This is a genomic window from Wolbachia endosymbiont of Nasonia giraulti, assembly GCF_048054155.1.
Taxonomy (GTDB): domain Bacteria; phylum Pseudomonadota; class Alphaproteobacteria; order Rickettsiales; family Anaplasmataceae; genus Wolbachia; species Wolbachia pipientis_C.
Genome location: NZ_JAFEVH010000005.1, coordinates 17,342 through 30,490 on the forward strand (window position 1 = coordinate 17,342; position 13,149 = coordinate 30,490).

Here is a 13,149-nt window from a genome sequence, read left to right on the forward strand (position 1 = left end):
TATTACTTTTTTTTCGGTTTGACACACTTTTTTGAACGTTCCCTTCCAACGAGCATACACATTCCTGTTACCGCTGCAGCTACAGTAAAAGCTGTGCATAAAGTTCCACTTGTGAATATAGCTGCTATTAACGTTGGAACAAATAGACAGAATGAAGGTTTAATTATGTAGCTATTAATCTTTTCAATTTTATCGAAAATTTTCCATGGTTCAGCAAGATCTTTCAATGGACCAGTAAGATTTCTTGCCATTTTAACCTGAGTTTCTAAGTTTTGCTTAAAGTAATCACTAAAACTAGTACTTGGAGAATTGTTATCAGGAGTTTTAATAAAAAAACTTACTTGCTTCTTTTGGACTTTAAATTCCCCATTCATGTACTTAAAATTCCTAACATTAAATCTGGATCCATTAGTATACCTAAGCTTAAATTCCATATTAGGATTCAATACATGATTTAAAGTGCTTGCCTTCCTATCCATTAAAGCTTCAAATTTTTCTTTATTCTGATCATAATAGTCAATAAAATCCTCTAATTCTTTTGATAGCTTTTCTAGATCTATTTTTATGCCATAGCTTCTCAATGGGATCAGAAAGGTAAAAAAGTTTTGTAAATAACCTTTGACATTACTAAAGCTTAAATAGAATGACCTACCATGATCAATTTTTGCCCAGAGTTTTTCTTTTACTTTTTCACCCTTTGCATTTTCATACTCCTTTTCTATTACACCAAAATTTTCTGGGTTCACAATATCAGCTTCTCCAAGCAATATTTGAGCAGCCAGTATTTTCTCAAAACCTTTTGCATCTTGGTAATTTTCACCTTTTTTCTTAAGATCCATTAATGTTGTAAACTTACTCAAAAACTTTGATCTCAGATGAAGTTGCTCTTGATCTTTCTCTTGCTCGATGCGCTCTTTAAATTGATCATTACCATTAGCAAATCTTTCCTCTGGCAAATCGTTATTTGTTACCAATTCAACAATTGGAGCTCTGTCATATAAAAACAGCTTATATAAATCACCAGCAACATATTCCCTGATAAAATCAGCAATATTTAAGTCGTCATAACATATACTGCTTTCTACCTGCAGCCATAATAAATCAATAAGACTGTTTATTATAAAATCCGGCAAATAAGGATTTTGCAATTTTGTAGCTTTTCTTGATCCTTTGTAAAAAGATTCTTTGAATTGTGCTAACTTAGACTGTTCTTCCTCTTTTGTCAGAGTATGGTTTAGAACAGACTTAACCATGAAAGCTGCCTTGTCACCTTCATTGTTACTATACTCATGCTCTGCTTGAAATCCTGAACTGCAGCCTACTTCCTTCTCTCCTACTTTCTTGAACTCGCTCATAGGCTGAAGTGTTCTATCATGAAAATGTTTTTCAAGAAGTTGAGTTTTTTGTTTAAACTCTGTACTTATATTTGGTATAATTACCCCCTAGCTAAAAATATAAATGTTAAATATTTATTAATGATGTTAGCATATCTAGCAACATATGTCAAATTCTTCATCATCAGGCAATGGCTTCCTTTTTTCGTTACAAAGCCCTACACAACTTTACACGGAAAGCTTTAGGAGCTCACCAAAAGCCTAAACTTGCTTGAAAATCAAGTTACTTATTGAGTAGTATGAAGTTTAACAAAAGAAATTGAATATGACGGAATGGCTAATATCTAACCAACTTATTGATTATAACAATGCTGTAGAATTCATGGAAGCAAAAATTCAACAAATTTACAATAATTTATCTGATGAGCTAGTATGGCTGCTCCAGCACCCTCCACTTTATACTGCAGGAATCGGTGCAACAGATGATGACATTATTGAAAAATTATTTCCTATATATAAAACAGGTAGGGGTGGTAAATATACATATCACGGACCAGGGCAGCGCATTATATATTTAATGCTAAATCTTAAAAAAAGAAACAAATGTGACATAAAACTATATATCAGAGACCTAAGTAATTGGATCATAAATGTTTTAAAACACTTTAATATACTTGGGGAATTTAAGGAAGATAGAATAGGCATTTGGGTGAACAACAACGGAGTAGAAGAAAAAATAGCAGCTTTTGGCATTCGCTTGAGAAAATGGGTAACTTATCATGGCATAGCACTTAATGTCTCTCCAAACCTTTCCCACTATGAGGGTATTATTCCTTGTGGACTAAAAGATTACGGCGTTACATCAATGGAAAAACTAGGAGTAAAAGTTCTACTTTCTGAACTCGATGATATACTAAAAAAAGAGTTTTATAAGATATTTTAATGATCATTTACCTTTTATATTTTATTTTCACTTTATGTGCTAACACACAACTGTACGAACGTTGTAGTTTGGGAGCAATTCCCACCAGTGGGGTGTGCCCAGACACTGGGATCCAGCTTCTATGCAACTTAATTAAAAACGTTTGTTTTAGCGTAAGACAACTACCTTTAGCTCATCAGCTCAGTTATAAGCAAAATTTCTGGATTCCAGTGTCAAGCACTGGAATGACACCATTTGCTGTCTTCAAAAATGAATGTTCGTACAGCTATGGTGCTAACACAGATATTCATGCAATGGACCAAGTTGATATTATTGCTCCTTCTTCGAAAGGAAAAGAATCAGATCTGCCTACTATAAGAGAATACGTAAAAACTTTGGATTTTAATCCTCACATTTCGGAGAAAATATACAGTAATGACAACCCATTTTATTCTAACTCTGATGAGTTTAGAGCGAATGATTTGGTTAATGCGCTCACTGATGATAGCAAAATAATTTGGTGTATCAGAGGAGGAGAAGGGGCTTCTCGGCTAATTCCTTACCTAGAAAAGCTGCCCGATGATAAAAAAGAAAGAATTGCTCAAAACAAAAAAATTCTTATAGGCTATAGTGATATCACTGCTTTACATATTTATCTGCAAGTTAAATATGATTGGCAAACTCTTCACGGTACCATGTTGGAAATGATAGTAAATAACTCTGTTGCTGAAAGCTCTGTTGAAAAATTAAAAGAATTAATTCTTAACCAACACAACTCTATCAGATTTGACAACTTAAAGATGATAAATAATGGAGTTAGACTAAAAAATGGCAGATTAGAGTCTAAAATCATCGGTGGTAATATGACTTTGGTTGAAAATAGCATAGGAACTGCTTGGCAAATAAACGCAAAAAACAAAATTCTATTTTTAGAAGACATAAAAGTTTATCCATATTCAATTGAGCGCAGTCTAGATCACCTAAAACAAGCTCATATTTTTGATGGAGTAGATGCAGTAATCTTTGGAGACTTTATTAACTGTTATAATGATAATCTTGTCGAAATTGTAAAAGAAAGGTTTGCAAAAAGTGTCAACTTTCCAGTATTTACAATGAAAGGAGTAGGCCATGGACATATAAATGACCCTTTACCTTTCAACACTCACACTATCATCAGCATTCAAAACGAGAAGGAGTTTATGGATGTGCAACAGTTATACAAGTAGCTTTATCTAACACTCCTTTCATTCCAGCATCTTCGTTGTCATCCAAGTAGCCCTCTTTCTTGTCATTCGAGTAGCCTCTTTGGTGTCATTCCAGTGCTTGACACTGGAATCCAACTAAGTTGGTAAACACGAAAGCGCTTTTTTTTGACGGAATTGCACAAAAAAAACTGGATGCCAGTGTCAGCTACTTGCATGACATCTTCAACTCTGTACAGATGTGCGTAACGCGCTCTACTATAAAGCAGCTTCTCGCTGTTCATTTGTTGTTAAGACGGCCGATGATTTTTCTGCTCCATCAACTTTAGTACTAGGCTTTAACAATTCATATGTAGCACAACCAACTACCAGTGCTGCTGCTGTAACTGCAACCACTGCTATAACTATAGGTATCAACTGAACTGCAATTGTTCCAGTTGTAAAAAGTGCCACTGCTATAGCAGTGCCTAATAATCCAGTTACTCCACCGGCAATCATTGATTTATTACACGCTTTCACAAAAGGGCCCCTTCCTGCCTCTAATAGAGCTTTTATTGCGTTTTTACCCTTAGCATAACCTTCAGCACACTTTTTAATATATTCCTTAGCACGACCTAACGTAGTCTTTCCATATTCATCTACTGCGTTAACATTTGCTCCTGCTTGGATTAAAACCTCTATTGTCTTTTCGTGACCATTACAAGCAGCGAAATGCAAAGGAGTCATATCGAGGTAACCTTTCTCATTAACATTTGCTCCTTTTTCTAGTAAAACCTCTACTGTCTTTTCGTGACCATTACAAGCAGCGAAATGCAAAGGAGTTGTATCGAAGTAACCTTTCTCATTAACATTTGCTCCTTTTTTTAGTAAAATCTTTACCATATTTGCGTAACCATTCCGAGCAGCGAAATGCAAAGGAGTCATATCGAAGTGACCTTTCTTATGAACATCTGCTTCTTTTTCTAGTAAAATCTTTACTATATTTGCGTAACCATACTCAGCAGCTATCGTTAATAACGTAAATTTCATCGATGAGAGGGAAGAATTAAATACATAATTTACATCAGATCCATTGCTCTCCCACTTTTGATATAGACCTTGATCCTGTTCCTTTAGTTCTGTTTTTATTTTCTCAATTATATTATCTTTATCTAAATCTTTCTTATCGTTAATTGTTCTCAGTACTTTTTTCAGTGATTTATATGGCATAATTTTACCTTCAATATTAAACAATATGTTTAATTATTACATAATTATGATGAAAAGTCAACTCAAATAAGCTAATAACCGGGATTGTGAATAGTAAATTAGATTCAAATAGCCTCTTTGTGTTATTTCAGTGTTAGACCTTTTCATATCCTTACAAGCAAATTAATGTTATCCTTTTATTGCTAATCTAAAGTTTTTTATGTTCATACATTTGCGTGTTCATAGCGTTTATTCTCTGCTTGAGAGTTCGGTTAAAATTGAGGAGCTGATTGGTCTTTGTTTGCAGAACAAAATGCCGGCAGTTGCAGTTACTGATTCAGGCAACTTATTTGGCTCACTTGAATTTGCAGAATATGCAGCTAATAGGGGAATACAGTTAATAATAGGATGCAATATTATCGTTCGACACTTAGAACAAAATTTATCAATACTGCTACTTGCAAAAAATGAACAAGGGTACACTAATTTAGTCACCTTGGTGAGTGAGTCTTTTAAAAAGCGCAAGAATAACAGCGATATTCCTTACGTTGATTTTGATGAGCTATTAAATTTAAGTTCAGGCTTAATCGCCTTAACTGGTGGATATGACGGCATATTGGCTCAACTGTTATTGAAGCAAGACAAAGAAACGGTTGAAAAACTGCTTTCAGCATTCGATGGTCATTTATATGTTGAATTGCAGCGTCATGGGCTGAATAAAGAGCTAGAGCTTGAAGAAGCTTTAATAGATTTTGCTTATCAGCGCAATATACCACTAGTTGCAACGAATGATGTGTTTTTTTCAAATAGATCTGATTATGAAGCTTATGATATATTAACGTGCATATCGGAGGGCAGTTATGCCCTGGAGAATAACAGAAAGAAGTTAACTACCGAGCATTACTTCAAATCTGTGGAAGAAATGGAGGAACTGTTCAGCGACATTCCCGAAGCAATTTATAACACTTTAGTGATAGCTAAGCGGTGCTCTTACATGCCAAGAAGCAGGCAGCCTATCTTGCCTAAATTTCCTTGTCGAGAAAATAAAACTGAGAATGAAGAACTGAGGGAGCAGGCAGTTGCAGGATTAGAATTCCGCATTGCAAATGAAACGGACATAGACCTTAAACAATACTACGATCGGCTGAATTACGAACTAAGCGTAATAACTTCGATGAACTACGCTGGCTACTTTTTGATAGTTTCTGATTTTATTCGTTGGAGCAAAGCAAATGGCATTCCAGTTGGACCGGGAAGAGGTTCTGGTGCTGGATCAATTGTTGCTTGGAGCTTGCAGATTACAGATCTTGATCCAATAAAATTTGGTCTGATCTTTGAAAGATTTTTAAACCCTGATCGTATATCAATGCCTGACTTTGATATCGATTTCTGCCAAGAGAAAAGGGACCTGGTTATTGATTATGTTCAGAAAAAGTACGGTTATGTTGCTCAAATAATCACTTTTGGAAAATTGCAAGCAAGGGCAGTATTGCGTGATGTTGGTAGAGTATTGCAAATGCCTTACTCTCAAGTGGATAAAATATCTAAAATGGTTCCATTTAATCCAGTAAATCCTGTAACTTTATCGCAAGCGATAGAGCTTGATCAAAACCTGCAGAAAGAACGAGATAGTGATGAGGTAATTGCAAAGCTTCTTGATATATCACTAAAGCTCGAAGGAATATATCGTCACGTTTCAACTCATGCTGCTGGAATTGTAATATGCGATCAAAAATTAGAAAATTTTGTTCCCGTCTATTATGATCCAAATTCGGCTCTGCCAATCACTCAATACAGCATGAAATATGTAGAGAAAGCTGGGTTAATAAAATTTGATTTTCTTGGACTTGGTACGCTAACACTAATAGATCATGTATGTCGTTTAATTAATCGTGATGAAAAAAAATTTGATATTTCCTCGGTTTCTTTGATTGATCAAAGAACCTATGAAATGCTCTCAAGAGGTGATTCAATCGGAGTGTTTCAGCTTGAAAGTTCGGGAATGAGAGAAGCTTTAATCAAACTAAAGCCAGACTGCATTGAAGATATCATCGCTTTAATTTCTCTTTATCGCCCAGGGCCTATGGATAACATTCCAACTTATGTTGCAAGAAAGCATGGACTTGAAAAGCCAGATTACATTCATCCATTGCTTGAGAAGGTGTTAAAAGAAACATTCGGAGTAATAATCTACCAAGAACAGGTAATGGAAATAGCGCGTATTCTCTCTGGATATAGCTTAGCAGAGGCAGATTTACTCAGACGTGCCATGGGTAAGAAAATTAAGGAAGAGATGGATAAACAACGTGAACTTTTTGTTCAAGGAGCAACAAAAAACGGTGTTGATTACGACAGGGCAAGTTATATTTTTGATCTTGTTGCAAAATTTGCTGGTTATGGATTTAATAAATCCCACGCTGCAGCATATGCGATTATATCTTACCACACAGCTTACCTTAAGGCTAACTACCCGCTAGAATTTTTTACGGCCTTGATGAATCTCAATATTGATGATAGAGACAAACTGAATTTGTTTTATCATGCTGCAAAATTCAGTGGAGTTGCTGTTCTTTCGCCTGATATCAGCAAATCTAAGGCTGAATTTTCAATAGAGGGTGAGCACATACGCTACGGAATTGCTGCTTTGCGTAATGTTGGTTTTGCTATAGCAGAAGGAATAGTAAATGCACGCTCAAGTTCTTATAAGGACATATGGGAATTCATTCAAAATTTGGGGCATATAATAAATAAAAGGGCATTAGAAAGTTTAATTAAATCTGGAACATTCGATAGTGTGCACCAAAATAGAAAGCAGTTATACGAGTCAATAGACACATTGATTTACTTTGCAAATAAAAATAGGCAGTCAAATCAAGCTGTTTTATTTGGCAATCTTGATGTCCTCAAGCCAAAACTTGAGAACGTGGAAGATTTTAATGAAGAGGAAAAATTAGAGCATGAGTTGTTTTCACTAGGGTTTTATTTAACTAATCACCCGCTTAAAAAATTTAAAACTCTTTTGAAAAAATTAAATATTGGGTTTATCGGAGAGAGTAAGACGATAAAAACTGCTGGTGTAATATTAAATGTGCGTATGAGAACCTCAGAACGTGGAAGATTTGTTATCCTAACACTTTCTGATCCCCACAATGTTTCTGAAATAGCATTCTACAATAATGAAATAATAGAAGAAAAAAGGAATCTATTTTCACCTGGAGCATTTGTGATAATTGATCTTGAAATTTCAGAAAACACAACGAGACTATCAGGAAAGGACATATCTGAATTTACAGAGAAGGTTACTTCTCTAATGAAAGGATTAGTTTTAACTGCTGTATGTGCAGACTCGCAAAAAGTTGCTGAGGAGTTGAATTCAGTATTGAAAAATGGAGGCAAAACCAAAATAATGCTAGAGTTTCTTCTCGAAAAACATAAAGTCAGCATCTTGTTGCCAGGTGCATATTCAATCACCCCCCAAGCTATTTATGAAATATCTCACTTAAGTTGGATTGAAGGCGTAGAAATTAATACAAATAACTTGCTTATATAAAAAAGTTTTATATAATAAAGTGTTTAATTGATATTAAAGGAAGATATAGTGAATCTCTATGAATTTACTTTTATAGCACAACCGAACTTATTGCAGCAAGAAGTAGAAGAAATGGTCCAAGAATTGGCTATTTTGTTGAAAAATATTAAAGCAGATGTTACTTCTCAGGAGGTTAAAGGTCTCATAGAAAGAGAACATAGCACAGTTACAAAACAAGAGCTAGAGGCAAGTACTGAAAGCATTAAAAAAAGTCTGATTGTTTACTCTGATTTTTTGGAAACTCTGACAAAAATTTTATGGTTTGAATTGGAAGAAGATTTTTCAAATTTAAAAGAAATAAAGTCAAGAATCGATAAAGAATTGAAAAATGAACTAAGTGATACGGGAATAAAACAAAATTTTATGGACCTTCCAGGAGCTAAAACTAAAAGTGCATTTATCTATAATGTAGTAAATGCTTTTAAGGAAAATATTTCACAGCATCTAATAAAGCCCCTTCAAGAGGTTTTAAAAAGTTTTAAAATAGTAGACTCAAATCAATTGAGTAAAACGCTGGAAGTGCTTTTGAAAAATATTGAAGCTTCAGGATTGATAAAATATGAATATTGGGGTCTATTGGATTTTGCATACCCAATAAATAAGATGAAAAGTGGTCATTACTGTATGATGTGTATAAGTTTTACTTCAAGCATTATGGATGAATTTGAGCGTAGAGTAAAACTGAATGAGAATATTATTCGCCACTTGTCTGTACGGGTTAATGAGTTTTTTTAAGGTAAATCTTACATGATGGATAAACAAATTGAGGAGAAAAGTGCATAATGATGAAAAGACGAAATAGTTTTAATAATTCTTACGTGTCTGTAAATAACAGAACTGGCTTTAGGCGTCCTAAGGTCTGTCCTCTTGCTGCATCTAAAGATGAGGACATAGACTATAAGAATATAGATTTATTGTCCAAATTCACCTCTGACTATGGTAGAATATTACCTAGAAGGTTAACAGGTGTGTGCGCAAGAAAACAAAGAAAGTTGCGCTTAGCAATTATAAGAGCACGCTTTTTAGCTCTTGCTCCTTACTGTACTAAAAAAGTTAGGTAATTTATGTTAATAATTTTAAAGGAAAGTACAACAACTTTAGGTAAGATTGGTGAAGTTGTCAAAGTTAAGCCAGGTTATGCACGTAATTTTCTTTTTCCACAAAAAAAGGCGATGAAAGCCACTAAGGAAAATTTAATAAAGTTAGAGGAACAGCGTTTATTATTGGAAGAAGAAAATACCAAAAAATTAAATGCAGCAAAAGTGCTTGCATCATCACTGCATGATAAATTTATTATATTAATAAAGCAAGCTTCAGAGGATGGAAAGATTTTTGGCTCTGTAACCACACGTGAAATTGCAAAAACTTTATCACAAGAAGGATATGATATAAGTCATCATAGTTTATCTTTTGGTGGAATAAGTATCAAAAATTTGGGCGAGTATCAAGTGAATATAGAATTACATAGTAAAGTGATAGTGCCAATTACTATATACGTTGTCAGATCTGAGAAAGATGCACATGAATTGAGGCAAGTAAAGTTGCAAAATCAGAAATCTGAGCAACAAGAAGATACAAATAACGAATAGCAGTGAATAAAATATTTCAACTACTCCTGTCATTCCAGTGCACTTTTTTTCTGTCGTCCCAGTGTTACACACTGGGATCTAGCATGTTCAAAGATAAGACAGGGATCATCTAATGATCCCACGCTATAGCCGCAAAGAAATCTCTTCCATTTGGGAAGAAAAAAATAAGTTCAACATATGGCTCAAAATAGAAAAATTAGCATGTGAAGCTCAAGCAAAATTAAAAGTTATTCCAAATGATGTTGCTGAAAAGCTCTCTGGTGCTATTGAATTTGATATTGAGCGTATTAACGAAATTGAATCCATTGTAAAACATGATGTTATAGCTTTTTTGACATATATTGCTGAAAAAGCGGGAGTTGATGTTCGTTATCTCCATTACGGAATGACAAGTTCTGATGTTTTAGATACATGCCTTGCAGTGCAGTTGAAAGAGTCATGTGATATTTTACTCAAGAATCTAAAAAATTTACTTATAGTATTGAAAAAAAAAGCTGAGGACTATAAAGATATTGTTTGTGTTGGGCGCAGTCATGGAATGCATGCAGAACCAATAACTCTTGGGTTAAAATTTGCTAGATTTTATGCTGAATTTAAACGCAATTATCAGAGATTAATTAGCGCGCAAAAAGAGATCTCAATTTGTAAAATATCAGGTGCAGTAGGTAATTTTGCAAATATTAATCCATTTGTTGAAGAGTATGTAGCGAAAGAAATGGGACTCATACCTGAAACCATATCGTCTCAAGTCATCCCTCGTGATAGACATGCCATGTTCTTTTCAATTTTGGGAGTAATTGCAAGCTCAATAGAAAATATTGCAATTGAGATTCGTCATTTGCAAAGAACTGAAGTCGGCGAAATCTCTGAATATTTTTCCACTGGGCAGAAGGGAAGTTCTGCTATGCCGCATAAGTGTAATCCTATTTTAAGTGAGAATTTGACTGGGCTCTCACGCTTAATACGCAGCTATGTTTTTCCTGCATTAGAAAATGTTGCACTATGGCACGAACGAGATATATCGCACTCGTCTGTGGAAAGGTGCATTGCTCCTGATGCTTGTATAGCAATGGATTTTGCTTTAGTACGATTAACAGATTTGATAGATAAATTGGTGATCAATAAGGAAAATATTGAAAAGAACTTAAATTCTTCAAAAGGCTTGGTTTTTTCACAACGTGTATTGCTTGAGTTGGTAAGTAGTGGTTTAACTAGGGAAGAGGCATATAAAATTGTTCAGAATAATGCAATGAAAGTAAAGCAAGATAACAGTGATTTTCTGTTCGAATTGAAACAAGATAAATCCTTGCATGGAATTATTGACTCTGAAAAACTTGAGTCTTTGTTTGATTTGAAGTATTATATGAAACATATAGATTACATATATAGCAAGGTTTTTAATTAGGCTGAGTAGCTCAGTGGTAGAGCAGGAGGATCATAATCTCTTGGTCGGGGGTTCAAATCCCTCCTCAGCCACTCAAGCTAAACTATGGTTTGGCAAGAGCAGCGCATTTGACAAAATAACGTGATTCATTGTCCAATTAGCTGAAGTTTTTTTTTCAGTTGTTCATATAGTATATGGAATAATGTATGTGAAGTGATAAAGATACAACATTTGTTGTATCTATTCAGGGGAATGGCTAATGGTATCCGTTCAAGAAAGTGGTAAGGTAGATGAGAAAAGACAACTAAATGAATTTCATCCGAGTAGCTAACACTGGCATCTATATAAAGACAATCTAATGCACTCATTTAAAGTGAAGTTTTCTGGATCCCAGTGTCTAGGCACTCGGATGACAAGAAAAGAGTTGACTTGAATGACACTGAATAGGCACTGGGACAGAGGCTACTTGAATAATATTTCACCATGTCATTCCAGCACTTGATGCTGGAATCCAGAAGTTTTTTGAGCACAAAAGTCATGCTAAGTTTTTGTTGTTAAGAAAGGCTGGATAGCTACTTGAATGACACCATTTGTTACTGTGTTTTTGTCTATCTTATTTTGCTACCCTACTGAACGAATACACAAAATCTAACTTTTTTCTATACAACCAGCTAGGTCAAGAAAGGTGAATCTATCTCTTGTTGCAAATGTAAGATTGACTACCTTGCAATATTGCTCTTTGTTCCAATTAAGATGCTCCGGTAAGTACGGAATTGATAGATCTTCAAATACTTTCTGCAGGTGTTTTGCAGATAGTAAATTTTGCTTAATTAAACTAGAAATATTACTCCATTCTTTGCAAATAATCTCTTGAATTTTTTGCTGCATAATTTGCTTCTGCTTTAGAATTTTTATAAATTCGGTATTACCAAAGCACTGAGTTATATGTTTTACATCTAAAGTGATCGGTTTGGTAATCGGGTTTTGTATTGACAATATCTCCTCTTGCAAGTTAGCCATAGTAATCGTCGTAACAGCAATTTTTTCGCCATGTAACGAGGAGGAATAATCTTTTGTTACCGTCTCCATTGCATGAGCTATCATATGTTCTCCTTGGCTTGCAGAGTAGCTGCCTTTTGACATCACCATTCCAAGTCCTGAAATCAATAAGGCTTCCATAAGTAATAAAACTACTCTTTTATCTTTTTTAGCAAGTGCCAAGTGTTCTCTGAGCAAAATTTCCTCCAGATCCCGAACAAGTTTAAAGGGGAGTTCATTATATTCTGTGCCAAGTAATAGATTAGATAATAGCCAATCGGCTTGTACTGTTGAACGGCAGATGAAATCTGCAAATCCACTTAATGTGAGGCGTAGTGGTGCGTTGACAATTATATCGGTATCAATGTATATTGCCTTTGGAAGATGTGCTCCGAACGATTTTTTATATCCATCAACTAATATTGAAGCGTTTGCAGAGCTATATCCATTCATGGAAGCAGCTGTTGGAAAGGATATGTAGTCTTTGCCTTCTAAATAGCTTGCGTACTTACAGATATCATTAACAGTGCCACTGCCAAATGCAACCATTAAGTCACTATCTTTTGCTTTATTTCTAACTAGGTTTACAGCTTGGAGAGAAGCAGCTCTGTTCAGTCTATTTGGTGTCATCCAAGTAGCGTGACACTGCGATCCATCATAGTCACGCACTGGAATGACAGGTGTGGCTGGAATAATTAAATGAGAAACTTTATTAAGTATGTTTTTGTTTAAAAGTTTTGCTGTATTTTCATCTGCAATCAGAAAAATGTCATTTCCGTATTGTCTACATATTTCATAGATATTATCAGCAAGTACTGTTACTTCCCTTATAAGAACTTGTTCTGTGTGCTGTAATATTTGTTTTAAATATCGCATAGAATGTTTACAATACGGTAATGTTAG

The 13,149-nt window shown here is 34.7% G+C and carries 11 protein-coding genes and 1 tRNA gene; 8 read left to right on the plus strand and 4 right to left on the minus strand.

Annotated features, from left to right (window positions below; all coding sequences use genetic code 11):
* Window positions 1-2 precede the first annotated feature (2 nt).
* On the minus strand, window positions 3-1,355 hold the full coding sequence (locus tag JR312_RS01335; protein WP_416647520.1) for a hypothetical protein: 1,353 nt from the start codon (window positions 1,353-1,355) through the stop codon (window positions 3-5).
* Between the two features lie 304 nt (window positions 1,356-1,659).
* Between JR312_RS01335 and lipB the strand changes: the two genes are divergently transcribed.
* Both lipB and JR312_RS01345 read left to right on the plus strand, forming a co-directional pair.
* Complete coding sequence (lipB, locus tag JR312_RS01340; RefSeq protein WP_264330912.1) at window positions 1,660-2,277, plus strand: lipoyl(octanoyl) transferase LipB; 618 nt, start codon at window positions 1,660-1,662, stop codon at window positions 2,275-2,277.
* Between the two features lie 293 nt (window positions 2,278-2,570).
* Entirely contained in the window at window positions 2,571-3,482 is a 912-nt protein-coding gene (locus JR312_RS01345; protein WP_264331015.1) for an LD-carboxypeptidase, read from the plus strand.
* Between the two features lie 62 nt (window positions 3,483-3,544).
* Here the strand turns inward: JR312_RS01345 and JR312_RS01350 are convergent, their stop codons facing one another.
* Together JR312_RS01350 and JR312_RS01355 are read right to left on the minus strand one after the other, a co-directional pair.
* The gene (locus JR312_RS01350) at window positions 3,545-3,742 is read right to left on the minus strand and encodes a hypothetical protein (RefSeq protein WP_416647521.1); all 198 of its coding nucleotides are present in this window, start codon (window positions 3,740-3,742) and stop codon (window positions 3,545-3,547) included.
* On the minus strand, window positions 3,717-4,667 hold the full coding sequence (locus JR312_RS01355) for an ankyrin repeat domain-containing protein (protein ID WP_416647522.1): 951 nt from the start codon (window positions 4,665-4,667) through the stop codon (window positions 3,717-3,719). Before JR312_RS01355 ends, JR312_RS01350 begins: the two co-directional genes overlap by 26 nt.
* A 199-nt stretch (window positions 4,668-4,866) precedes the next feature.
* Here JR312_RS01355 and dnaE point away from each other — a divergent pair, with 199 nt between their 5' ends.
* The 6 genes from dnaE (at window position 4,867) to JR312_RS01385 (ending at window position 11,300) form a co-directional block, all read left to right on the plus strand.
* On the plus strand, window positions 4,867-8,196 hold the full coding sequence (dnaE, locus tag JR312_RS01360; RefSeq protein WP_416647523.1) for a DNA polymerase III subunit alpha: 3,330 nt from the start codon (window positions 4,867-4,869) through the stop codon (window positions 8,194-8,196).
* 48 nt (window positions 8,197-8,244) lie between these two features.
* Window positions 8,245-8,970 (plus strand): 30S ribosomal protein S6, encoded by a 726-nt coding sequence (gene rpsF / locus JR312_RS01365; protein WP_416647536.1) that lies wholly within the window; start codon window positions 8,245-8,247, stop codon window positions 8,968-8,970.
* 47 nt (window positions 8,971-9,017) lie between these two features.
* A complete protein-coding gene (gene rpsR / locus JR312_RS01370) occupies window positions 9,018-9,296 on the plus strand; it encodes a 30S ribosomal protein S18 (protein WP_015587948.1) in 279 nt (92 codons plus the stop codon).
* Between the two features lie 3 nt (window positions 9,297-9,299).
* The gene (rplI, locus tag JR312_RS01375) at window positions 9,300-9,824 is read left to right on the plus strand and encodes a 50S ribosomal protein L9 (RefSeq protein WP_416647524.1); all 525 of its coding nucleotides are present in this window, start codon (window positions 9,300-9,302) and stop codon (window positions 9,822-9,824) included.
* 112 nt (window positions 9,825-9,936) lie between these two features.
* Window positions 9,937-11,229, plus strand: coding sequence for an adenylosuccinate lyase (purB, locus tag JR312_RS01380; RefSeq protein ID WP_264330918.1), 1,293 nt, complete (start codon window positions 9,937-9,939; stop codon window positions 11,227-11,229).
* Window positions 11,229-11,300, plus strand: a tRNA-Met gene (locus JR312_RS01385). Before purB ends, JR312_RS01385 begins: the two co-directional genes overlap by 1 nt.
* A gap of 556 nt (window positions 11,301-11,856) precedes the next feature.
* On the opposite strand, the gene JR312_RS01390 is transcribed toward JR312_RS01385, so the two are convergent.
* Entirely contained in the window at window positions 11,857-13,122 is a 1,266-nt protein-coding gene (locus JR312_RS01390; protein WP_264330919.1) for an iron-containing alcohol dehydrogenase, read from the minus strand.
* Between the last annotated feature and the right edge of the window lie 27 nt (window positions 13,123-13,149).

What these genes read in the sequence shown, in the direction of transcription:
- JR312_RS01335 (WP_416647520.1), bottom strand. Translation starts at nt 1,355, where the DNA reads ATGAGCGAGTTCAAGAAAGTAGGAGAGAAGGAAGTAGGCTGCAGTTCA.
- lipB (WP_264330912.1), top strand. Translation starts at nt 1,660, where the DNA reads ATGACGGAATGGCTAATATCTAACCAACTTATTGATTATAACAATGCT.
- JR312_RS01345 (WP_264331015.1), top strand. Translation starts at nt 2,571, where the DNA reads ATGGACCAAGTTGATATTATTGCTCCTTCTTCGAAAGGAAAAGAATCA.
- JR312_RS01350 (WP_416647521.1), bottom strand. Translation starts at nt 3,742, where the DNA reads ATGAACAGCGAGAAGCTGCTTTATAGTAGAGCGCGTTACGCACATCTG.
- JR312_RS01355 (WP_416647522.1), bottom strand. Translation starts at nt 4,667, where the DNA reads ATGCCATATAAATCACTGAAAAAAGTACTGAGAACAATTAACGATAAG.
- dnaE (WP_416647523.1), top strand. Translation starts at nt 4,867, where the DNA reads ATGTTCATACATTTGCGTGTTCATAGCGTTTATTCTCTGCTTGAGAGT.
- rpsR (WP_015587948.1), top strand. Translation starts at nt 9,018, where the DNA reads ATGATGAAAAGACGAAATAGTTTTAATAATTCTTACGTGTCTGTAAAT.
- rplI (WP_416647524.1), top strand. Translation starts at nt 9,300, where the DNA reads ATGTTAATAATTTTAAAGGAAAGTACAACAACTTTAGGTAAGATTGGT.
- purB (WP_264330918.1), top strand. Translation starts at nt 9,937, where the DNA reads ATGATCCCACGCTATAGCCGCAAAGAAATCTCTTCCATTTGGGAAGAA.
- JR312_RS01390 (WP_264330919.1), bottom strand. Translation starts at nt 13,122, where the DNA reads ATGCGATATTTAAAACAAATATTACAGCACACAGAACAAGTTCTTATA.